This is a genomic window from Stenotrophomonas sp. 10L48, assembly GCF_056395105.1.
The window spans coordinates 1-21,916 of the sequence record NZ_JBFTIX010000021.1 but is presented as its reverse complement, the minus strand read 5'-3'; the positions used below and the strand labels follow the sequence as shown (position 1 = coordinate 21,916).

13 protein-coding genes and 4 tRNA genes are annotated in these 21,916 nt (G+C 66.3%); 11 read left to right on the top strand and 6 right to left on the bottom strand.

The window, feature by feature from the left end; genetic code table 11:
• Window positions 1-2 precede the first annotated feature (2 nt).
• The 5 genes from AC1DCU_RS20935 to ychF all read left to right on the top strand — a co-directional run bounded on the left by AC1DCU_RS20935 (window position 3) and on the right by ychF (window position 3,840).
• A tRNA-Gln gene (locus AC1DCU_RS20935) sits at window positions 3-79 on the top strand.
• 138 nt (window positions 80-217) lie between these two features.
• A complete protein-coding gene (locus AC1DCU_RS20930; RefSeq protein WP_025879147.1) occupies window positions 218-1,177 on the top strand; it encodes a ribose-phosphate diphosphokinase in 960 nt (319 codons plus the stop codon).
• A 106-nt stretch (window positions 1,178-1,283) separates the two neighbouring features.
• A complete protein-coding gene (locus tag AC1DCU_RS20925; RefSeq protein ID WP_025879148.1) occupies window positions 1,284-1,901 on the top strand; it encodes a 50S ribosomal protein L25/general stress protein Ctc in 618 nt (205 codons plus the stop codon).
• Between the two features lie 50 nt (window positions 1,902-1,951).
• Entirely contained in the window at window positions 1,952-2,530 is a 579-nt protein-coding gene (pth, locus tag AC1DCU_RS20920) for an aminoacyl-tRNA hydrolase (RefSeq protein ID WP_478014281.1), read from the top strand.
• 218 nt (window positions 2,531-2,748) lie between these two features.
• Window positions 2,749-3,840, top strand: coding sequence for a redox-regulated ATPase YchF (gene ychF, locus AC1DCU_RS20915; protein ID WP_025879150.1), 1,092 nt, complete (start codon window positions 2,749-2,751; stop codon window positions 3,838-3,840).
• Window positions 3,841-4,382: 542 nt separating this feature from the next.
• Here ychF and AC1DCU_RS20910 read toward each other — a convergent pair.
• The 6 genes from AC1DCU_RS20910 to AC1DCU_RS20885 form a co-directional block, all read right to left on the bottom strand.
• Window positions 4,383-7,625, bottom strand: a complete 3,243-nt coding sequence (locus AC1DCU_RS20910) for an autotransporter outer membrane beta-barrel domain-containing protein (RefSeq protein WP_442252024.1) — start codon at window positions 7,623-7,625, stop codon at window positions 4,383-4,385.
• A 262-nt stretch (window positions 7,626-7,887) separates the two neighbouring features.
• On the bottom strand, window positions 7,888-8,529 hold the full coding sequence (locus AC1DCU_RS20905) for a response regulator (RefSeq protein ID WP_025879152.1): 642 nt from the start codon (window positions 8,527-8,529) through the stop codon (window positions 7,888-7,890).
• A complete protein-coding gene (locus AC1DCU_RS20900) occupies window positions 8,526-11,735 on the bottom strand; it encodes a hybrid sensor histidine kinase/response regulator (RefSeq protein WP_478013640.1) in 3,210 nt (1,069 codons plus the stop codon). Before AC1DCU_RS20900 ends, AC1DCU_RS20905 begins: the two co-directional genes overlap by 4 nt.
• A gap of 126 nt (window positions 11,736-11,861) precedes the next feature.
• On the bottom strand, window positions 11,862-13,079 hold the full coding sequence (locus AC1DCU_RS20895; protein WP_442252027.1) for an EAL domain-containing response regulator: 1,218 nt from the start codon (window positions 13,077-13,079) through the stop codon (window positions 11,862-11,864).
• On the bottom strand, window positions 13,076-15,841 hold the full coding sequence (locus tag AC1DCU_RS20890) for a response regulator (protein ID WP_105163493.1): 2,766 nt from the start codon (window positions 15,839-15,841) through the stop codon (window positions 13,076-13,078). The genes AC1DCU_RS20895 and AC1DCU_RS20890 overlap by 4 nt, the downstream gene beginning before the upstream one ends.
• A gap of 177 nt (window positions 15,842-16,018) precedes the next feature.
• A complete protein-coding gene (locus AC1DCU_RS20885) occupies window positions 16,019-18,757 on the bottom strand; it encodes a TonB-dependent receptor plug domain-containing protein (RefSeq protein ID WP_442252028.1) in 2,739 nt (912 codons plus the stop codon).
• A gap of 170 nt (window positions 18,758-18,927) precedes the next feature.
• On the opposite strand from AC1DCU_RS20885, the gene AC1DCU_RS20880 reads away from it, so the two are divergent.
• The 6 genes from AC1DCU_RS20880 to AC1DCU_RS20855 form a co-directional block, all read left to right on the top strand.
• Window positions 18,928-19,947, top strand: a complete 1,020-nt coding sequence (locus tag AC1DCU_RS20880) for a cyanophycinase (RefSeq protein ID WP_442252029.1) — start codon at window positions 18,928-18,930, stop codon at window positions 19,945-19,947.
• A gap of 111 nt (window positions 19,948-20,058) precedes the next feature.
• Window positions 20,059-21,069 carry an isoaspartyl peptidase/L-asparaginase family protein gene (locus AC1DCU_RS20875; RefSeq protein ID WP_478013641.1) on the top strand — a complete coding sequence of 337 codons (1,011 nt, stop codon included), beginning with the start codon at window positions 20,059-20,061 and terminating at the stop codon, window positions 21,067-21,069.
• Window positions 21,070-21,211: 142 nt separating this feature from the next.
• Window positions 21,212-21,297: transfer RNA gene (locus AC1DCU_RS20870), tRNA-Tyr, on the top strand.
• A 26-nt stretch (window positions 21,298-21,323) separates the two neighbouring features.
• A tRNA-Gly gene (locus AC1DCU_RS20865) sits at window positions 21,324-21,397 on the top strand.
• Between the two features lie 48 nt (window positions 21,398-21,445).
• Window positions 21,446-21,521: transfer RNA gene (locus AC1DCU_RS20860), tRNA-Thr, on the top strand.
• 39 nt (window positions 21,522-21,560) lie between these two features.
• On the top strand, window positions 21,561-21,916 hold a 356-nt coding region (locus AC1DCU_RS20855), incomplete at its 3' end, for a GTP-binding protein (RefSeq protein ID WP_442252378.1).

The following is a 21,916-nucleotide window of genomic DNA, read 5'->3' as shown; positions in this document are numbered from 1 at the left end:
GCAGGGGCGTCGCCAAGAGGCCCAAGGCACCAGGTTTTGATCCTGGCATTCGGAGGTTCGAATCCTCCCGCCCCTGCCAATGCGGCTGCGTCCGCGCCTTCCAGCGCATCACCTGCGCGGGACGTGGGAACAGCCGCGGTGTTGTCAGCAGCAGGGGCCGACGTGGTCCTTGCCGCTACCGGATCCCCGCCACTCGTCCCCGCCCGAGACAATCATGATGCAAGAGTCCCCGAACCTGCTGGTCTTTTCCGGCAACGCCAACAAACGTCTGGCGCAGAACATCTGCAAGGAACTGGGAGTCCGCCCGGGCAAGGCGCTGGTCTCGCACTTCTCCGATGGTGAAGTGCAGGTGGAAATCGAAGAGAACGTTCGCAAGCAGGACGTGTTCGTGATCCAGCCGACCTCGGCGCCGAGCGCGGAAAACCTGATGGAACTGCTGGTGCTGATCGACGCGCTCAAGCGCGCATCGGTGGCCAGCGTGACCGCCGTGGTGCCGTACTTCGGCTACTCGCGCCAGGATCGCCGCATGCGTTCCTCGCGCGTGCCGATCACCGCCAAGCTGGCGGCGAAGATGTTCAGCACCGCCGGCGCTGATCGCGTGCTGACCGTCGACCTGCACGCCGACCAGATCCAGGGTTTCTTCGATATTCCGGTCGACAACGTGTATGCCTCTCCGCTGCTGCTGGCCGACATCTGGCGCGCCTACGGCACCGAGAACCTGATCGTGGTGTCGCCGGACGTGGGCGGCGTGGTCCGCGCCCGTGCAGTGGCCAAGCGCCTGGATGACGCCGACCTGGCGATCATCGACAAGCGCCGTCCGCGCGCCAACGTCTCCACCGTGATGAACATCATCGGTGACGTCGAAGGCAAGACCTGCGTGATGGTCGATGACATCGTCGATACCGCCGGCACCCTGTGCGCCGCTGCTGCTGCCCTGAAGGCGCGCGGTGCGCTGAAGGTCGCCGCCTACTGCACCCACGCGGTGCTGTCGGGCCCGGCGGTGGACAACATCACCAATTCCCAGCTTGATGAGCTGGTGGTGACCGACACCATCCCGCTGAAGGACGCCGCGCGGGTGTGCAGCAAGATCCGCCAGCTGAGCGTGGCGGAAATGCTGGCCGAAACGATGCGCCGCATCGCCTTCGGCGAGTCGGTCAGCTCGCTGTACGTGGATTGATTTTTCGTCCCCGCCGGCAACGGCAGGGACACACCGGGCGCTTCTGGTCGCGGAAGTGCCTTCAACCGCCAAGCCGCAAGGCAAGGCAACAACCGAGTAGTCGAAAATGTCGAAGACCCATGAAATCAAGGTCACCAAGCGTGAACTGCAGCGTAAGGGTGCGAGCCGCCGCCTGCGTACCGCTGGTGTGATCCCGGCGATCGTGTACGGCGGCAACGCCGAACCGGTCGCCATCAGCCTGGACCACAACGAAATCTGGCTGGCCCAGCAGAACGAGTGGTTCTATGCCTCGATCCTGGACCTGAACCTGGACGGCCAGGTGCAGAAGGTGCTGCTGCGTGACATGCAGCGCCATCCGTACAAGCAGCTGATCATGCACCTGGACTTCCTGCGCGTGAACGAGAACGAGAAGCTGACCGCTTCGGTTCCGCTGCACTTCATCAACGAAGACACCTCGCCGGCTGGCAAGGCTGCCGACGTCGTGGTCGCCCACGAACTGAAGGAAGTGGCCATCAGCTGCCTGCCGAAGGACCTGCCGGAGTCGATCGAAGTCGACCTGGGCGAGCTGAAGGCTGGCGACGTTGTGTACCTGTCGGACATCAAGCTGCCGAAGGGCGTGGAAATCCCGGCGCTGGCGCTGGGCAAGGACCACGACGACGCCATCGTCACTGCCAAGCACGGCAAGCAGGATGCTGCCGACGCTGAAGAAGCAGCGGCCGAGTAATACCCCGCGGCGCCTGTCCTTCGGGGCAGGCGCCGTATCTGGATGGAACGATGGCAGGATTGCGACTGATCGTCGGTCTGGGCAACCCCGGATCGGAGCACGCCCGGACCCGGCACAATGCCGGGTTTCATTTCGTTGAGGCCCTGGCTGAAAAAGCCGGTRCACGATGGAACGTGGACAGCAAGTTGTTTGGCGAGACCGCCAAGGTCGACATTGCCGGACAGACCGTGTGGCTGCTCAAGCCGGCCACCTTCATGAACCTCAGCGGCAAGTCGGTCACCGCCGCACAGCGGTTCTGGAAGATCGAGCCGGAGGACACCCTGCTGGCCCACGACGAACTGGACCTGGCGCCCGGCGTGGCGCGGTTGAAGTTCGACGGTGGCCACGGTGGACAGAACGGCCTGCGCGACACCATCCGCCTGCTCGGCCACGGCAGGTTCCATCGCCTGCGCGTGGGCATCGGCCATCCCGGCCACAAGGACCGCGTGGTGGGCTGGGTGCTGGGACGCCCCTCCAAGGACGATGAAGTACTGATCTCCCGCGCCATCGACGATGCGATCGACGTGCTGCCGTTGGCGGTGCAGGGCGATTTCAGCGAAGCGATGAAGCGGCTGCACACCCCGAAATAACCGGTAGTGCCGGCCGCTGGCCGGCAACGGGTACCAACCGGCCCCGGTAGGTGCCAACCGGCCCCGGTAGGTGCCAGCCGGCCTCGGTAGGTGCCAACCGGCCCCGGTAGGTGCCAACCTTGGTTGGCACAGATGTTGATCGACGACACCGAGATGGATTGGCCAAGCGGCGCGTGCGCTGTTTCACCAATCACTTTCACCCCAGAGAGCTGTCACCCATGGGTATCAAATGCGGCATCGTCGGCCTGCCCAACGTCGGCAAGTCGACCCTGTTCAACGCGCTGACCAAGGCGGGCATCGCCGCGGCGAACTTCCCGTTCTGCACCATCGAGCCCAACGTCGGCATCGTGCCGGTGCCGGATCCGCGCCTGAACGAGCTGGCGGCGATCATCAACCCGCAGAAGGTCATCCCGACCGCGGTGGAGTTCGTCGACATCGCCGGCCTGGTGGCCGGTGCGGCCAGTGGCGAAGGCCTGGGCAACAAGTTCCTGGCCCACATCCGCGAAGTGGATGCGATCACCCACGTGGTGCGTTGCTTCGAGAACGCTGACGTCATCCACGTCAACAACAAGGTCGACCCGATCTCGGACATCGACACCATCGATACCGAGCTGGCCCTGGCCGACCTGGACAGCGTCGAGAAGGCACTGAACCGCGCCGAGCGTGCGGCCAAGGGCGGTGACAAGGACGCAGCGGCACGCAAGCCGGTGCTGGCCAAGCTGCAGGCTGCGCTGGCCGACGGCAAGGCCGGCCGTTCCGCTGGTCTGGACGAGGAAGAGAAGGCGCTGGTGCGCGATCTGTTCCTGCTGACCCTGAAGCCGGTGATGTACATCGCCAACGTGCTGGAAGACGGTTTCGAGAACAACCCGCACCTGGATGCCGTGCGCGCCCGTGCCGCCGAAGAAGGCGCGCAGGTGGTGCCGGTGTCGGCGGCGATCGAAGAAGAGCTGTCGCAGCTGGATGACGAAGACCGCGATACCTTCCTGGCCGACCTTGGCCTGACCGAGCCTGGCCTGAACCGCGTGATCAACGCGGCCTACAGCCTGCTCGGCCTGCAGACCTACTTCACTGCCGGTGTGAAGGAAGTCCGCGCGTGGACCGTGCGCAAGGGCGCCACCGCGCCGCAGGCTGCCGCGGTCATCCATACCGACTTCGAGAAGGGCTTCATCCGCGCCGAAACCATCGCGTATGACGACTTCATCAAGTACAAGGGCGAAGCCGGTGCGAAGGAAGCCGGTCGCCTGCGCCTGGAAGGCAAGGAATACCGCGTGCAGGAAGGTGACATCCTGCATTTCCGCTTCAACGTCTGATCGACGACGCAGCGCAGTGATTGTCCACAGGACCCCGCAATGCGGGGTCTTGTTGTATCGGGCGCCTGTCAGAAGGGGCGCACGAGCAGTGCCGCTGCGCGCTTCTGCTGCGGAAGCGCCAGCGCAGTGCTGCCGGTGGCCGTGGACAGAAATTCACCACGCCTTGAAACGCTTGCCGTGCAGGGCTCGCAGCTACTTGTCCACACCAAACCCCCACGGCTTTCCACGCGATGTGTGGAAAACCATCGAAGCGCCTGGACAAAAAACAGCCACACCCTGAAACGCTTGCGGCATAACGTTCAAGCCGGGTTGTCCACATCAAGTCCGCAGCGCTTTCCACCTGCTGTGTGGAAAACATGCACCTGCGGGCGCGGTAGATTAATTGGATAAAAAATGACCAGAGCTGAAAACGCTTGTCGTGCGTGGCTCATGGCCACTTGTCCACATCCAACCCCCATCGATTTCCACGCGTGGTGTGGAAAACAACAAGGGGTCCGACGACGCATCGCCGGACCCCTCGCTGGGATCACCCGTCGCAGCGCTTACCAGCGGTAAGAGACGCCCAGCTGGCCGCTGGTATCGCGGAAGCCCATGCCACCGGTCTGGTGGCTGATCTCACCCCAGCCGCGCCAGCCGCCCGACAGATTCACCTGCACGCCGGCCTTGGCTTCGTAGATGTCACGCGGCAACTGCCGGCGCAGGCGTTCTCCGTCCACGGCGATGGTCGCGTCGTTGCCACCGGACCACCAGTTCACCGCGACGAACGGCTGTACCTGCCCCTGGCGCTGCGTCAGCGAACGCGTGTACAGGCGCAGTCCCACACGCGTGGTGGTGCTGTCCTTGTCGCGTCCTTCAACCACCGTGCCGTTGGCCTCGACCACGCGGTCGGCGTCGTAGCGGCTGTGGATCACCTGCAGCTGTGGCTCCAGGTAGACACCGCGCTGGGCCGTACGCTGCACGGGAAGCACGTAGCCTGCCTCGGCCGAACCGGTCCAGCTGTGCGAACGATAGTGCTCCTTCTGCAGCCCTTCGCCCTGCACGCTGTTGCGGAAACGCCCGTACTGCAGCCAGCCGTCCACATACGCACCGTGCTCCATCCGCGCGTCCTGCAACCAGGTCGCATACAGGCCCAGGCTGGTGCCGTTGACCACACCGTGCGCGGTGTAACCGGTCACCTGCGAGCGACTGTCATTGCGTGCCCGGCCATGGCCGGCCATCACACCTGCCTGCAGCTGGCCGCCGGCATTGGCTTCGAAGCGACGACCGATGCCCAGCAGCAGGCTGTTGAGCTCGCTGTCCACATTCACCTGGTGGCCGCGGCTGCCGGGCGCGCTGCTGCGCACCTGTGCCCAAGCAATGGCGTCGCTGCCACCACCGGTCGCCTCGGCAGGATCACCGCTGCGGTCGTACAGGCTGTGCCGGAACATGCCCAGCGCACCGCTCTGGTTGGCCATGTATACCGCCGGCTCCGGACGCTCCACGCGCGGCGGTGCCGGCGGCAGTGGCGGATCGACCGGCGGAACTACCGGCGGATCGATCGGCGGAGCAGGCGGATCGATCGGCGGAGTCGGCGGATCAATCGGCGGATCGGGCGGTTCCGGCGGGTCGACCGGCGGGACGTATTCCGAGCGCAGGTACCAGTTGCCGTCATCCGGGGTGGAGACGCCGCCCTTGTACAGGAAGTAGTCGTAAGCGCCGGCCACCGCGCGTCCCTGCAGCGAGAACTGCGCATCGGACTGGCCGCCCACGCTGATCAGGCGGATGCCTTCGCTGGTCAGGGCACCGGCGCCCCCTGCGTTGCGCACGCTGACGGAGGCGGTGCCACTGCTGTTGCCCTGGATCACCAGCTGGTCACCCAGCGAGGCATCGTCGCCCAGCGCGCGGTTGAACAGCCAGTGGCCATCGTTGCCGACATAGTCGCCGGTGACGGTCAGGGTCTTGAAGTCGTCGGTGGTGGGGGCGACGAAGGCGATGGTACCGGCATGGTCCAGCGAGCCGACGCTGGAACTGGAACGCACGTTCCATTGGCTGCTGCCGTCCATCGCCAGCTGCGCGACCTGGTAGCCCGAATCGTTGCGCAGCGCGCCGTTGAACACGGTGCCGTTGCGCAGCGTCATCTGCACGTTGGCGGTGGCGCTGTCGACCACGACATCGCCGGTCAGGCGGCTGTTGTCGGCAGTGAACAGAATGTCTGCGGTGGCGACTGAACTTCCATCGGTGAACACCGTATCGCTCACCCGCAGCAGGCGGCCACCGTCGAGGTTGCCTTGCTGGCGCGCGACGACATCGGTGTTGTTGAGCGTGAGCTCGTGGTTGCTGCCCTGCAGCCACAACGCGGGGCCGTCCTGGGTCTGCAGGGTGCTGTTGTTGAACACCAAGCGGTCCCAATAGGGCCCGAACACGGTGATGTAGGAGCGATAGACACCCGAATTCGTGCCCTGCGCATGGATGCTCAGGTTGTCGGCGGTGAGCTTGGCCGTGTTCATCTGCACGATGCCGAACGAGGATGCACCCAGTGTGGTGATCGAGCCTCCGTCCAGCTGCGCATCGGCCGTGCTGCCGCCAAGGAAGACGCCGCCACCGCCGGTGCCATGGGTGGTGATGTCCAGGTTCTTGGCGCGGATGCGCGAGTAGGGCGTCGGCGGATTGCTGCCCGAGGCACGCAGGCCGTAGACCCCATCGCCGTGGGTATCGATGCTGCCGCCGGTGATCGTGGCGGTACCACCCCAGACGTCCACGCCATGGCCGTAGCCGTTGTCGCCATAGGTGCTGATCGTGGTATCGGTAAGGTCGGCCAGCGAGTCCGCGCCGGACAGCCAGATGCCGGAATAGCCGTCGCGCACGGTGAAGTGGGCACCGTTGATGGTCAGCTTGGCCCAGCTGTTGACGTTGACGCCGTAGCCGCCGACGGTCTCGAAACGGCCGCCGGTGATATCGGCGGTGGAGTACACGCGGTTGCCACTGTTGCCGAGCAGGCGGATGCTGCTGCCGCTGCTGCTGGCACTGCCGCCCACGATCTGCAGCGTGCCACCGTTGTCGATGTCGAAGTAGCCGTTGACCACGTCCACGTCGCGCAGCGACAGCACGCTGCCGCTGCCGCCGGAGGACAGACGGCCGCTGTAGCCGCTGCTGGCTTCGTCGAAGGTCATCTTCAGCGATTCCAGCGACAGCAGCGCGCCACCCTCGGCGTACACTGCGCTGTTGGCACCGTTGTTGATCTCCGTACCGGTCACGTGCAGTTCGCTGCCACGCCCAGTGGAGTACAGCGCGTTCCCGCCGCTGCTGACACGGCCACCGTTCAACCACACCTTGCCGCCACCGGTGGCATTGACCGTGCCGTAGCCGGAGCCATTGCGGAAGGCATTGATGACCAGGTTGTTGGCGCGGATCACGCTACCCGCACCGCTGGCGTTCAGCGCATAGCCGACGGTGGTGCTGCCGTTGCCGATCTGCAGGATGCCGCCCTCGATGACGACGCTGCCACCGGCGCTGGCAAGGATGCCGCTGCCGCCGCCGGTGCTCGAGATCCAGCTGCCATCGACCGTAATGGTGCTGCCCACACCATTGGCCTCCAGCGCGTAGCCGCCTGCACTGTGCTGCAGGGTGTCGTCGGCGCCCAGCTGCAGGCTGCCACCATCGGTAACCTTCAACGGCCCCTGCAGTTCGGCCGCATGCACGGGCAGGGCGGCCCACAAGGCGCTGGCCAGCAGGCTGGGAATCAAGGGAAGGCGCGCCACGCGCGCGCAGGCGGGCGCACGGCGGCGCCGTGGGGGAGAGGCGTTCATGCTGTTGGATTCCTGTGGCAGGGCGCAGCGCGGCTGCGCGATCTGGCGCGGCAGGGCCGCGTCGCTGTGGAAACCGCGTGCGATGGCCGCTGCAGGCGCCATCCGGTTTCCCTCCCGCCGGTAACGCGATGACGATGGGACGTCGTCACCGTGGCGGGATGCATCCAGACTAGAAATCAGCCCTGTCCTATGGAATCAGGCGTTTCCTAAAGCACTTCGTGCCCGGCGCATGGGCCGGGCACGGTTCAGCGTTGTGGACGCCTCAGGCGAACAACGAGGCCTGCAGGCAGTACTCGATCAGCGCCTGGTCGCTGTCCACGCCCAGCTTGCGCATCGCGCTGATTTTCTGGGTGCTGACCGTCTTCGCGCTGCGCTGCAGTTGGCGGGCGATGTCGCCCACGCTCATGCCGCCGGTGAACAGGCGGATCACTTCCAGTTCCCGTGGAGAAAGGCGTGCCAGCACCACCGCGGCATCGGCCGGTTCCGCCGCGGCAACCGGCATCAGTCCGGGCGGGCGATAGATGCGGTCGGCCAGCACCGTGCGCAGCGCCTGCACCAGGCTGCCCAGGCCGTGGCTCTTGAGCACCACGCCGCCCGCGCCAGCGGCATACATGGCTGCCACCAGCGAAGGATTGGAGACCATCGTCAATACCAGTACATGCGTGTCCGGGAAGCTGCGGCGCAGGAACGAGATCAGCTTGATGCCATCGCCGAAGCTGTCACCACCGGGCATGCTGTAATCGGTGATCACCGCATGGGGCTGGGTGCTCGTCATCAGCTCGATCAGGGTCGCCGGATCGGCGGCCTCGCCGACCACGTCCAGGTCCAGTTCGCCGGCCAGGACATCGCGGATGCCGGCAAGCACGATCGGGTGGTCGTCAGCGATGAGGATGCGGGTGGTCATGGCAGTGTCGGTTTGCGGGAAGGTGAGGGGGCGGCGACGTGCGTCAATGGTTCCAGCAGCCGCTGCAGGCGCCGTTGGAAATGGTCGAGCGCCCCGGCCAGCGCAGGCAGCGTGTCGCCGTCGCCGATCTGTTGTTCGATCTGCTGGCCGTGTGCCACCAGTGCCGGTGCGCCGACGATCACCAGTGCGCCGCGGATGCGGTGCAGCACCTGTGCCACGCGTTCGGGCGAGACATCGCCGATCGCCCGCTGCAGGCTGTCCAGGTCGGCCTGCATGGTCTGCACGAACAACGCCTGCATCTTTTCCGGAACCTGCAGCGGAGCATCGGCATCGGCATCGTGGTCGCTAGGTTCGCTGTGCGGCCCGGCCGTGACCTGGGTCAGCAGGCGCTGCAGTGCTGCCAGGGTGATCGGCTTGACCAGCACCCCCTGCATCCCTGCCTCGTGGCAGCGTTGCCGTTCGGCCGGGTCGGCGTTGGCGGTTGCGCCATGGATCGGTACGCCAACCCCACGCGCGCGCAATGCACGGGCCAGACCGTAACCGTCCAGTCCCGGCATGTTGAGGTCGGTCAACACCAGGGCAAAAGGACGCTGTGGCCAATAGCGCAGGGCCTCATTGCCGTCGCCGGCGACCACGGCGTGGCAGCCGAGCTGCTCCAGCTGGTCACGCAGGATCGCCTGGTTGATCGGGTTGTCTTCGGCGACCAGCACCTGCAGCCCGCCGAACCTGCGTGTCGCGGGCAGACGCCCGTTGACCTCGGCGGGCAGTGCTCGCCCGGCTGCAGCCGCCAGCGCCATCACGATCGCATCCAGGCGATGCACGCCGACCTGCCAATGTCCCTGCACCTGTTGCGGCTGCATTCCGCCTTCGCGGCAGGCCACCACCTGCGGTCCACTCCACGCAGGCGCACCCTCGTCCAGCACAAGGTCGAGCATCACCGTGCCAGGGTCGACAAGCGCCGGCGCATCCTCGCGGTGCACGCTGGCCTGTGCGCCACGCTGCTGCAGCCGATCGCATATCGATTGTGCAAACTCGCGAACGCTGCCGCGAACCTGCACTGGCAGCCCTGCCGGCATCTGCGGTGAAGCCGCCTGCAGCGGATCGGGTATTGCCTCAGGCAGCGGCAGTTCGACCGAGAAACTGCTGCCCAGGCCGCTTTCGCTGACCACCCGCAGGTGGCCGTCCATCATCGCGGTCAGGTGTGCACAGATCGCCAGGCCCAGTCCGGTGCCACGCATGGCATCGGTGCCCGGGTTGGCCTGGAAGAAGGGTTCGAACAGATGTGCCTGGTGCTCGCTGGCGATGCCGATGCCGGTATCGGCCACCTGCCAGCGCAGCCAGCAGCGATCATCGATGTGCTGTGCACCCAGGCGCACCACGACCCGACCGCTGTCGGTGAACTTCAGCGCATTGCTGATCAGGTTGTTGAGGATCTGGCGGATGCGCGCGGCATCACCATTGACCGCAGCCGGCACGTCCGGGTCGATGCAGGCGTAGAACTGCAGGCCCTTGTGTGCGGCGGCAGCGGCGTAGGAGTCCAGTGCGTCCTCGGTCAACCGCACCGGATCGAACGCGCCGGGTTCCAGGCTCAGCTGGTCGGCCTCGGCCTTGCTGACATCCAGGATGTCGCTGATCAGCTGCATCAATGTCGATGATGAGCGCTGGATCGTGTCCAGGTAGTCCTGCTGGCGCGCATCCAACGGGGTCAGGCCAAGCAGCTCCAGCGTGCCGAGCACGCCGTACAGCGGGGTGCGTATCTCATGGCTCATGGTGGCCAGGAACTGGCTTTTGGCGCGGTTGGCCTGGTCGGCCGCACGCCGTGCCTGCTGCAGCACCTGTTCGGCCTCGTGCTGGCTGCTGAGATCGATGAACAGGCACAGCACAGCCGGTTCGCCGCGATAGCGCGCGGGCGTGGCGGTGATCAGCAGGTGGCGGTTGTCCGGCGTGGTGTAGGCCAGGCCGTCGCCCGCGGCAGTGCCACCGGCGGCGAGCACGCTGCGTCGCCAGGGCCCGTGCCAGCCACCCTCGTCGTGGTTTTCCCCCAACCACTGACGCGCCAGCGCGTTGTCCAGCAGCACGCGGCCATCGGTGCGACGCAGCAGGCACAATCCGATCGGTGCGTTGTCGAGGATGGTGCGGCTGAAGGCTTCGCTTTCCAGCAACCGCGCATGGTTGCGGCGCAGTGGTTCGATCACCGAACGCCGGTAGGCACGCAGGATCAGCACGCCACCGGTGGCCAGCAGCAGTGCCACCACCATGCTGCCCAGCAGGGGCCCGCGCGGGTGCTGGAACACCTGTTGCCAGCCCACGTGATACACCGCCAGCCAGCCGTGTTCGCTGCGCATGCGGAACAGCAGGCCGTCCAGTCCCGCGCGCCAGGACGTAGCGGCGCGGCTGGCATCGCTGGCATCACCGAGCAGCAGGCGGCCGTTGCCATCGAACAGTGACATCCGTTCGAACACCGGCGTACCCATCACCTGGCGGTAGTCATCGACGCGGCCGGGATCCAGCAGGCAGGCCACGGCGGCCAGTGACTCGTCCTCGTTCTCGCCCCACAGGCGGGCATCCTGCGGCGCGTGCGCGATGGCAAGCAGCCGGGTCTGGCCTTCGCGCCAGGCCACCGGTGTCCAGACCACGCTGCCGCGGCGCAGCGCTGGACGTTCGCGCAGGACCTGGTGGATGGCGGCCAGTGCCGGATGCAGGTGATGCGGGCTGCTCTGGCCCGGATCACCACGCGTTGTCTGGATCGGCGCAAGCAGGCCACGGCGGCCCTGGCCATCGACCAGCAGGCATTGCGGAGGCGGAAACCGGGAGGCCGCCCAGAAAGCGCCGTAGAAGCGCAGGAAGCGGTCGCCCAGTTCGTCCGCTGCCTGTGCCGAAGCGCCGCTGTCGGCACCGATCCGGGCGAAACTGGCGAACAAGGGGCTGGACGGCGCACGCGAGGCAGATTCGTCCCCTGGCTGCCCGCGACTGCCTACGTCATGCAGGCGCCATTGCCGCAGGAAGCGGTCCTGTTCCTGCAGCGTGCCGTCCAGGCGACGGAAGTGATAGCGGATCTTGCTCTGTTCTTCGTTGAACAGCTGGCTGCCGGTGGACAGCAGCAGGCCGGCCTGCAGGGTTGCCAGCACCACCACGCCAATCAGCAGGGCATGTACGCGCAGGGAGCGGCGGGCGAGTCGGCGTACGGGAGCGGCCTCGGCCGGCATGGGCAGGTCTCGGAGCAGTAGGCGGTCGATGGCGGCCCGAAGGGCCCGGGGCACGGCCGGTACCGCCGCGCAGAGAGGATCGTCAATGACTCTTGATGGGATTGTGAAGCCTTTCAGCCTCGACTGTCAGCGCGATGCTGCACGGCTGCTGCGCGCGCCCTCATCCGGAGCATCTTCGTCCAGCAGTCGGGTGAAGTCGTCCGAGGGCAGCGCCTGCGAAATCAGGAAGCCCTGTACCTGGTTGCAGCCGAGCTGGCGCAGCGCGGCCAGATCGGCATCGCTCTCCACGCCTTCGGCAACGATGGTCAGGCCGAGCTGGTTGGCCAGCGCGATCACGGTGGTCAAGGTCAGGTGCAGGGCGGGATCACGCGCGCAGCCGCTGACCAGCGCACGATCGATCTTGACCTCGGTGAAGGGGGTGTTGACCAGGTTGTGCACCGAGCTCAGGCCTTGGCCGAAGTCGTCCTGCGCCAGGCCGAACCCCTTCATCCGCAACCGGCACGCGCCTGCATAGAAGTCGCTCACGTGGCGGGTGGTGCTGTTCTCCATCAGTTCGAAGCACAGGTCAGCCGGATTGCCGCCCGCGGCCAGGGTCAATGCCAGCAGCTCATCGGGAAGATTGGACTGCTCCAGCAGATGCGGCGGCAGGTTGATCGATACCGGCACGCGGAATCCCTGGGAGCGCCAGCGCGCCTGCGCCTGGATGCTGGCGGTGAGCATCGCGCGCAGCAGTTCGCCCTCCAGGCCATGACGGCACAGTGCCGGCAGGAAGCTTCCAGGCGCCAGTGTTCCGAGCTGCGGATGGCGCCAGCGCACCAGTGCCTCGGCGGCAACCACGCGCCCGGACTGCAACGACTTCTTCGGCTGGAACCAGGCAGTCAGGCTGCCGTCGGCCAGCGCCTGCCGCAGCTGCACCGCGTCCGGCTCGGGTGTCAGCGCGGCCGGGCTGGTGCGCACGGCTGGCCGGGTCTGCGCCAGTGCATCGAGCAGTGCATCGACATCGCTGGCGGCGACCGGCTTGGCCAACAGCCCGACCACGTCCAGGCCCAGTGATTCAGCCATCAACCGTGCCGAACTCATCATCCGCCGCGAGGCTGCGCTGACCACGGCAAGCCGAGGCGGACGCGGCTGCGCGGCCAGTGCCTGGATGAACTGGATGCCATCCTGGCCGGGCATCAACAGATCGCTCACCACCAGGTCATAGGCCTGGCAGGCACACAGGGCGATAGCCGCATCGACGTCTTCGCAGGCGTCGACCTGCACGCCGGCGCGCGCGCTGAACAGATTGACGAGATAGCCGCGTTGGAACGGCTGGTCTTCCAGGATCAGGACACGGCGGGTCATGCAGGATCTCCTTGGCGAACGGCGGAAAGCGCCTGACGCAGGCGTGCGATGTCGATGGGTTTGCTCAGATAGCCCTGCATGCCACTGGCCAGGCAGCGCTCGCGCTCCTCGGCGGTAGCGTTGGCGGTGGCGCCGATCACCGGCAGCAGAACGCCTTCCGCCCGCAGCCGGCGTGCCAGGGTGTGGCCGTCCATGCGCGGCATGTTGATGTCGGTGACCACCAGGTCGAAGTCATGGGCCTGGCACAGCTGCAACGCCTCGACACCATCCTGCGCAAGCTCCACCTCGCAGCCCAGGGCCTGCAGCTGTTCGGCCAGGATCACCCGGTTGATGGGATTGTCTTCCACGGCCAGCACCCGCAGTCCCAGCGGGCCTGGCTGCACATCGCGCGCTGCGGTCGGCAGCGTTGCGCATTGGCGCTGCTGGCGTGCCACCGCCAAGGCGATCGAGGACATGCCATGCAGGGTGACCAGCAGCGCGCCATCGGCGGCAGGTGCCGGTTGGTCGCCACCATCGATCGAGGCCAACACCCGCGGTCCCTGCCAGGCCAACGGCTGTTCCGCCTCGCCATCCATCAGGATCGCGCCGGCGTGGTCGAGCAGGGCAGGATCGCCCTGCAGCGGCTGCGCATTGGCACCCCAGCGGCGCAGCCAGCCACAGGCACTGTCGACCAGCTCGCGATCGCGGCCGCGCACGTATACCGGCGGTTCGGCCAGCAATGCGGGGCCATCCTCGGTCGCCGCCAGCACCGGCAAGGGCAGGCGCACGGTGAAGCTGCTGCCCAGTCCCGGCTCGCTGACCACGCGCAGTTCGCCACTCATCAAGCGCACCAGGCGGTCGCTGATCGACAGGCCCAGCCCGGTGCCCTGCGCACTGGCAGCGCCACGGACTTGACGGAAGGGCTCGAACAGGCGTGCCTGTTCCTCGGTGGCGATGCCCACGCCGGTATCGGTGACCTGCCAGGCCAGCACGCTCGACTCGCCTTCGCGCTGCACCAGTCGTACGCGCAGCACCACCCGGCCATGCTCGGTGAACTTGATGGCATTGCTGAGCAGGTTGCCCAGCACCTGGCGGATCCGGTCGGCATCACCGAGCACCCGTGTCGGCAACCGGGGATCGGTGCAGACCAGTACCTGCAGGCCCTTGCGCGTCGCCGCAGCGGCGAAGCTGCGCAGCACGCTCTCGGTCAGCTCGCGCGGCGAGAACGATGCCGGCTCCAGGCTCAGCTGGCCCGACTCGATCTTGGACACATCCAGCACGTCGCTGATCAGCTGCAGCAGCACCGACGAAGAACTCTCGATGGTGCGCAGGTACTGCGACTGGCGCGCATCCAAGGGCGTGCGGCCGAGCAGCTCCAGCGTGCCAAGCACCCCGTACAGCGGCGTGCGGATCTCATGGCTCATGGTCGCCAGGAACGCGCTCTTGGCCTGGTTGGCGGCGTCGGCTGCCTGCCGCGCCGAGGACAGCGCCGCCTGCGCCTGGCGATGGCGTGAGATGTCATGGAACACGCACAGCAGCACGTCGTCATCCTGGTAACGGCAGGCCGCATGCAGCACCTGCAGCTGGCGACCGTCGCGTGCGGTGAACTCCAGCCCGCGACCGCGTTCGCCGGCATGCCCGCGCCACGGTGCCTGCCAATCGCTGTCCGTGCCTTCCTCGCCCAGCCAGTCGCGCAGCAGCTGGTTGGACAGCAGCAGCTGGCGGTCGCTGCGGCGCAGGACACAGATGCCGACCGGCGCCAGGTCGATCACCGTGGAACTGAAATCCAGGCTTTCCAGCAGGCGCCGGTGCTGCAGCAGGGCCGGCTGGATCAACTGGCGGTCGACGCGATGCCGCAGCAGGCGCAGCGCGATGCCCGCCAGCAGCAGCAACGCACTGCTGATCAGCAGCGAGGTCGCCATGTCGCCGAGCAGCAGGCGTGGAGGCAGGTGATAGACCAGCCGCCAGCCGTCATTGCCTACGCCCTTCACCAAGGCCACGCCGCGTGGCAGGCCTGTGCTCCAGAGCACGCCGAAACTGTCGTCCTGGCGCTGCTGCAGTGCTTTCCAGCCTGCGCTGTCCAGGCGCGGAGCCAGGCTCGACAGGGCGGGCTGCCCGTCGCGGTCCAGCAGGGCGTAGCCGCCGATGCCCTGGCCATCGATCATGTCCGAGGCGGCCGCACTGTCCAGCAGCAGCATCAACCACTGGCCCGGTTGCGGTCCGGCCTGTACCGGTTGTGCCAGAGCGACCCCGGCGTCGCCCGCGCGCAGCCAGTACACCGGATCGGTACCGGCAAGCGTGCCGCTGCGCTGCTGCAGTACATGCAGCGTGGGCAGGCCGGCGATGTCCACGTCGGCCTGGCCGCCGGCCAGCCAATGCGTTCCCTGCGCGTCGACCAGCAGCAGATGGGTCTGCAGGGTCTGCAGCGTGTGTTCTGCGCGCGGCGACAGCAGCAGGCGCTGGCCCGGCTTTCCACCCGGCCCGTCCAACGGCAGCTGGCGTACGCCCTCGCTGGACGGCGCCGACGGATCACCCACCACCACCGAATCGCCCAGATAGCGCAGCAGGGCCTCACGCTGGTCGAAGTAGATCTGCGCCCTGTACGCGGCGGCATTCATGTCGCGGCGGTGGCTGGAGATATCTTCGGTCAACGCGGTCAGCAGGTAGAAGCCGGTGGCGGCAGCCAGGCACAGGAACACGCACACCGTCAGCCAGCGCAGCAGCACCGAAGCGGTGGTCGGCGGTGCGACCAGGGGCAGGGAAGGGCGAGGGAATCGGAACATGCACCGATCCTAGGGACGACGGTCACCCGCCCGGAATCAGCCATGTCCTAAAAAGCGGCGCGCCCGCCGTGGAGGCCGCCGCCGGCGGGGAACCGTTCAGGCTGGGGCAGCGGCAGGCGGTCAAAAAAAGACCCCCGCCGAAGCGGGGGTCTGTGGCGAGCCAGCAGCAGGGCGTCCTTACAGCGCGCTGCCACCGAACTTGTGGGTGTACTGCAGGTTGATGGTACGGCCGACGCTGTCGAACCAGGACACGTCGTAGTACGGGTACGCCGTATAGGTCTTGTCCTTCGGCGGCATCTTGTTGAACACATTGACCACCGACAGCGACAACCGCGAGTGATCGTCGAAGCGGTACTGCAGCGAAGCGTTGTAGCGGTAGGTCGCCTTGATCCACGGGCTGTCGCCGCTTTCCTCGTCGAACACCTGGTCGTAGCTGTCCGAGGTCGGCAGCTTGCCCAGGCGCGAGCCGTACACGGTGGCCGACCAGGCGTCCTTTTCCCAGGTCACGCTGACGCTGGTCTTGGTGCGGGGAATATCGAAGCCGCTGTTGATCGCGAACTGGTCTTCGGTCACATCGCCGGCATAGCGCTGGAAGTCATGCTTCTTCACCCAGGTGTGGGTGCCATTGAAGATGAAGTCGCCGATGCCGGTCTGCAGGCGGTAGCGCAGGCCGACGTCGATGCCGGAGGTGGACTCGCGCGCCACGTTGATCGGATTGACGTGCACACCGTACAGACGGCCGTCGGCGGTGCGGGTGATGCGGGCCAGAGCATCCACGCAGGTCGGCGAGCCGATGTCGGCGCTGCCCAGCCGGCAGTTCGCTTCGCTGGCCAGGATCGTACGCACGTCCATGTCCTGCACCTGGTCGCGCATGTCGATGTTGAACCAGTCGGCCGACAGGTCCAGGCCGGCGGCCGGCGACCACACGAAGCCCGCGCTCCAGGAGGTGCTGGTTTCCGGTTCCAGCTCGCGGTTGCCACTGCGGCTGCGGATCACGTTGCGCTCGTAGTCGGCGCAATCATCGGCGGCGTCGGCGCGGCAGTTGTACAGATCTTCCGCGCTGGTCTCGTCGTTGCCCGGGCCGGCGAATACATAGTGCAGGTCCGGCGCACGGAACGCGGTGCCGTACGAGCCGCGCACCAGCAGCGTGTCGATCGGGCGCCATTCCAGGCCGCCGCTCCAGGTCGCCTTGCCGATGGTGTGGCCCGAATAGCGGTACTGGTCGTAACGGCCGGCCACGCTCAGGTTGACCGTCTCATGCAGCGGCATGCGCAGCTCGGCGGCAGTCGCCCAGCGGTTGCGCGAGCCCTTGCCGTCCGAATCCTTCCAGCTGTAGTAGTAATAGCCGGTCGCCAGCGGGTCCGGGTTGAGCGCGTAGGCCTGCTGGCCCACTTCCACCGTCGCGGCAAAGCCGGCATCGCCGCCGGGCAGGGTGAACAGCGACCCATTGGTCAGGGTCAACGCAGCCGTCTCGGTACGCGACTTCGGCGTATAGGTGGTGCGTGCGGCGATCGAATCGTACTCGGCACGGGTCAGCGGCCGGTACAGGCGCGACGGATCGGCGTTGTAGATCGGGAAGCCGTCCTCGTCCTCGCCCAGCTGCGGGCCCAGGAACAGGTCGTTGGCCTTGGATGCGATGATCTGCGCCCAGCTGATCCGCGACTGGTACTGCGAATGGCTCAGTGCTGCTTCGTAGTCCCAGTTGCTGGTCAGGTTGCCCTTGAAGCCGGTGGTCACGCTGAAGGTCTTCTGCGTGCTGCGCACCATCGCATTGTCCAGCCCGCCCATTTCCTCGGGCGAGAACTGGCGCTGCCAGAACTCGATCTCGCCGGTGGCTTCATTGTTGAAGTAACCCGACTCATCACCGTCGGCGGCCATGCGGCCCCACTTGGTGACATCGCGCATCAGCGACATCGTGTGGTAGCCCAGCTGCACGTCGGCGAACCACTGCTGGCCGTTGTCGAAGTCGTAGCTGAGCGAGGCATAGCCGTTGGCGCCGCGGCGCTTGCTGAGGATCGTGCCGTAGCCGATCGAGCTGTCGCTGCCGCAGTAGTAGCCGTAGCGCGGACGGAACGCGCGGTAGGTGCTGCCCTGGTTCTGCCCGGCCAACGCCTCGCAGGTCGCCGCGCCCGGGTCCAGGTAGTCATCGTTGTAATCGGTGCGCAGGTAGGAACGACGGGCGATGCGCGCGCCTTCGGTCGGGCCGTCCTGCGTCGAGTCCTGGATGTCGCGGTCGTAGGCCCACAGCGGCGTCTGCGACTGCAGTTCGACGCTGTACACCGCGTTGAAGTTGCCGCTGCTGAAGCCGCTGGCCAGACTCATGTCGAACGACTCACCACCGCCTTCGGTGGTGGTGCCCATGCGCATGTCGATGGTGGTGCCATCGGCCTTCTTCTTCAGGATGAAATTGACCACGCCGGCGATTGCATCCGAGCCGTAGATCGCCGACGCGCTGCCGGTCAGCACTTCAATGCGATCGATCATGCCCAGCGGAATGTTGGACACATCGGTGAAGTTGCTGCGGCCCTTGAACGGCATCGGGAAGTCGGCGATGCGACGGCCGTTGACCAGCACCAGGGTGTGGTTCGGGCCCAACCCGCGCAGGTCGACCTGCTGCGCACCCGGCGAGAAATCGGCCCCTCCGGAGGACTGCTGGCTCTGCGTCTCACCGCCGTTCTGGGTCATCGCGCGCAGCACGTCCGGCACGGTGGTGAAGCCGCTGGAGCGGATCTGCTCTGCGTTGATGACAGTGATCGGCGCCGGTCCTTCCACCTGGGCGCGCGGGATGCGTGAGCCGGTCACCTGCACCGCATCCAGCTGTTGTACCGAAGAGGAAGCGGGAGTCTGTGCCGCCGCCGAAGCAGCAACGCCCATCAACGCCAGCTGGATCGACCACGCCATCGCCTGTCTACGCATGAGAAATTCTCGGAAGTAATGCCGGCCCACAGAGGAGGGGCCCTGTCCCCCATTCACATTTCAGGAATGGGCGCGCGCATTTAACGCCTTTTTCATGTCCTTGACTACTGGGGATATGTCTGGCAAAGAGTGAAAACGGTTGCAGGTCGTTTTTGTTCAGGGAGATCAAAATGCGACGCCTTCGCTACGGGCTGCGTGGCCCGCTCATCGCCTTGCTGCTGTCGGCGCTCTTCTGGTCATGGCCAGCGGCGGCACAGGAACTGATGGACCCGGGCTTCGCCTACTACGAAGTGGGCGATCTGGATGCACCGCGGCCTGGCCCGCGAGCGCCCGCGATGATGCTGATGGGCGGTGGCGAATGGGTGCCTGAAGCCTTCCAGTGGTGGCTGCGCCAGGCCGGCAATGGCCGTGTGCTGATCCTGCGCGCCTCCGGCACCGATGAGCTGCAGGACCGTCTGTACCGGGAGATTGGCGGCACCACCGCCGTGCAGACCCTGGTGTTCGACAACCGCCGCGGCGCCGATGACCCGGCCGTGCTGCGGGTCGTGGCTGCGGCCGATGCGATCTTCATCGCCGGCGGCGATCAGTCCCGCTACATCCGCTTCTGGAAAGGCACCGCGCTCAATCGCGCGCTGAATGCCCACGTGCGCGCCGGCAAGCCGATTGCCGGCACCAGCGCCGGGCTGGCCATCCTCGGCGGCTACGCCTATGGCGCGCTGGACGGCGGCAGCATCGATTCGGCCAGCGCCATGGCCGACCCGATGGGCGAGGCGGTGACCCTGGACCGCGGCTTCCTGCAGTTGCCCTACCTGCAGCGGGTGGTCACCGACACCCACTTCGACAAGCGCGACCGTCTCGGTCGCCTGATCGTGTTCGTGGCCCGCGCCGCGCATGACAGTGGTGACCCGGACATGGTCGGCATCGGCGTCGACGAAGACACGGCCCTGTGCGTGGAGCCTGACGGCCAGGCCCAGGTCTACAGTGCCGACGGCGAAGGCAAGGTCTGGGTGGTCAGCCCCGGACGCGATGCCGACCGGCTGGTGGAAGGCGAACCGCTGCGCTTCCATGCGGTGCCGGTCACCGTGGTTGCCAGCGGCAGTCGCATGCGCCTGGACGACCTGCAGGCCGACGCGGCCTACCAGGCTTTGGCTGAAATCAGCGATGGCGAGATTGAAGTCGTCCGCCAATGATCCGGTAGCGCCGGGCCATGCCCGGCGGATGCCGCCGCGCTGTGCCTTCCACCAGGCATGGCCCGACGCTACCGTGCAATCCAATCCTTGTCCTGCTGGAGATCTGCTTCCATGAAACTGCGCCTGGCGCTGTCCGCGCTGTTGTCCCTGCCACTGCTGGCCCAGGCCGCACCCACCGCATCACCGCTGCTGGTCATCCACGGCGGTGCCGGGGTGGAGCGCAAGGATCTCTCCGCGGCAGAAGAACAGGCCGCGCGCGCTGCGCTGAAGGCGGCATTGCTGAAGGGCCATGCCGAACTTGCAGCCGGGCATCCGGCACTGGCGGCGGTGACCGCGGCCATCACCGTGCTCGAGGATGATCCGACCTTCAACGCGGGCAAGGGCGCGGTGTTCACCCACGAAGGCCGCAATGAACTGGACGCGGCGGTGATGGACGGTGCCACCCAGGCGGCCGGAGCAGTGGCCGGCGTGCAGCGCGTGCGCAACCCGATCCTCCTCGCGCAGGCGGTGATGCAGAAGTCCAGGCACGTGATGATGGTGGGGCAGGGCGCCGAAGCCTTCGCCACCGAGCAGGGCGTGACCCTGGTCGACCCCTCCTACTTCCGCACCGACAAGCGCTGGCAGCAGCTGCAGCGTGCATTGAAGGAAGAGGCGGGCGGGCAGGCGCATGCCGACCTGGAAACCGCAAAGCACTTCGGCACGGTCGGTGCGGTCGCCCTGGATGCACAGGGGCATCTTGCTGCAGGCACCTCCACTGGCGGCATGACCAACAAGCGCTATGGACGTGTCGGCGATTCGCCGATCATCGGTGCCGGCACCTGGGCCGATGCGCGTTGTGCGGTGTCGGGTACCGGTTGGGGCGAGTACTACATCCGTACCGCGGCAGCCCATGAGATCTGCGCGCGCATGCGCTACCTCGGTCAGTCGCCGGAACAGGCGGGCAAGGGCGTGATCAACGACGCGATTCCGCAGATGGGCGGCGACGGCGGGGCGATCGTGCTCTCTGCAGATGGGAAAGCGGCAGCGCCGTTCAACACCCAGGGCATGTATCGGGGCTGGATCGGGGCCGATGGCGTTGCCCATGTGGCCATCTTTGCCGACGAGACAATCGCGCTGCCTTGAGCAGACCCTTGCGTATCAAGGGGTTTGCGACGCGCGTGAAAAAAAGTGAAAAAAAGCGTTGACAGACCCCCGCTTCATCTCCAGAATTGCGGGCTCACCACCACACACCGCAACGCTTCGGCGGCACGGAATGGGGTGGTAAGGAGGGATACCCAAGCGGCCAACGGGGGCAGACTGTAAATCTGCTGGCTTACGCCTTCGGTGGTTCGAATCCACCTCCCTCCACCAGCTTCACGTTGTGGCACATTCCCGGTGCGGGAGTAGTTCAATGGTAGAACCTCAGCCTTCCAAGCTGATGGTGCGGGTTCGATTCCCGTCTCCCGCTCCATTGAATGAACTTTGAATATTATCGAGTTCATGCCATAATGCAAAACTCGCTCACATAGCTCAGTCGGTAGAGCACTTCCTTGGTAAGGAAGAGGTCGAAGGTTCGATTCCTTTTGTGAGCACCATCTTCAGCACCACACCAGACGAATTCGAGATAAGCAGCCATGGCCAAGGGTAAGTTCGAGCGCACCAAGCCGCACGTCAATGTCGGCACCATCGGTCACGTCGACCACGGCAAGACCACGCTGACCGCCGCACTGACCAAGATCGGTGCCGAGCGCTTTGGTGGCGAGTTCAAGGATTACTCCGCGATCGACGCTGCGCCGGAAGAAAAGGCGCGTGGCATCACGATCTCGACCGCGCACGTCGAATACGAATCCACCGTTCGTCACTACGCCCACGTCGATTGCCCGGGCCATGCTGACTACGTCAAGAACATGATCACCGGTGCTGCCCAGATGGACGGCGCGATCCTGGTGTGCTCGGCCGCTGACGGCCCGATGCCGCAGACCCGCGAGCA

Excerpts from the sequence above, each read along its gene's own strand:
- AC1DCU_RS20905 (WP_025879152.1), bottom strand. The coding sequence starts at position 8,529 with ATGACCACCCGCATCCTCATCGCTGACGACCACCCGATCGTGCTTGCC.
- ychF (WP_025879150.1), top strand. The coding sequence starts at position 2,749 with ATGGGTATCAAATGCGGCATCGTCGGCCTGCCCAACGTCGGCAAGTCG.
- AC1DCU_RS20880 (WP_442252029.1), top strand. The coding sequence starts at position 18,928 with ATGCGACGCCTTCGCTACGGGCTGCGTGGCCCGCTCATCGCCTTGCTG.
- AC1DCU_RS20900 (WP_478013640.1), bottom strand. The coding sequence starts at position 11,735 with ATGCCGGCCGAGGCCGCTCCCGTACGCCGACTCGCCCGCCGCTCCCTG.
- AC1DCU_RS20930 (WP_025879147.1), top strand. The coding sequence starts at position 218 with ATGCAAGAGTCCCCGAACCTGCTGGTCTTTTCCGGCAACGCCAACAAA.
- AC1DCU_RS20895 (WP_442252027.1), bottom strand. The coding sequence starts at position 13,079 with ATGACCCGCCGTGTCCTGATCCTGGAAGACCAGCCGTTCCAACGCGGC.
- AC1DCU_RS20910 (WP_442252024.1), bottom strand. The coding sequence starts at position 7,625 with ATGAACGCCTCTCCCCCACGGCGCCGCCGTGCGCCCGCCTGCGCGCGC.
- AC1DCU_RS20890 (WP_105163493.1), bottom strand. The coding sequence starts at position 15,841 with ATGTTCCGATTCCCTCGCCCTTCCCTGCCCCTGGTCGCACCGCCGACC.
- AC1DCU_RS20885 (WP_442252028.1), bottom strand. The coding sequence starts at position 18,757 with ATGCGTAGACAGGCGATGGCGTGGTCGATCCAGCTGGCGTTGATGGGC.
- AC1DCU_RS20925 (WP_025879148.1), top strand. The coding sequence starts at position 1,284 with ATGTCGAAGACCCATGAAATCAAGGTCACCAAGCGTGAACTGCAGCGT.
- AC1DCU_RS20875 (WP_478013641.1), top strand. The coding sequence starts at position 20,059 with ATGAAACTGCGCCTGGCGCTGTCCGCGCTGTTGTCCCTGCCACTGCTG.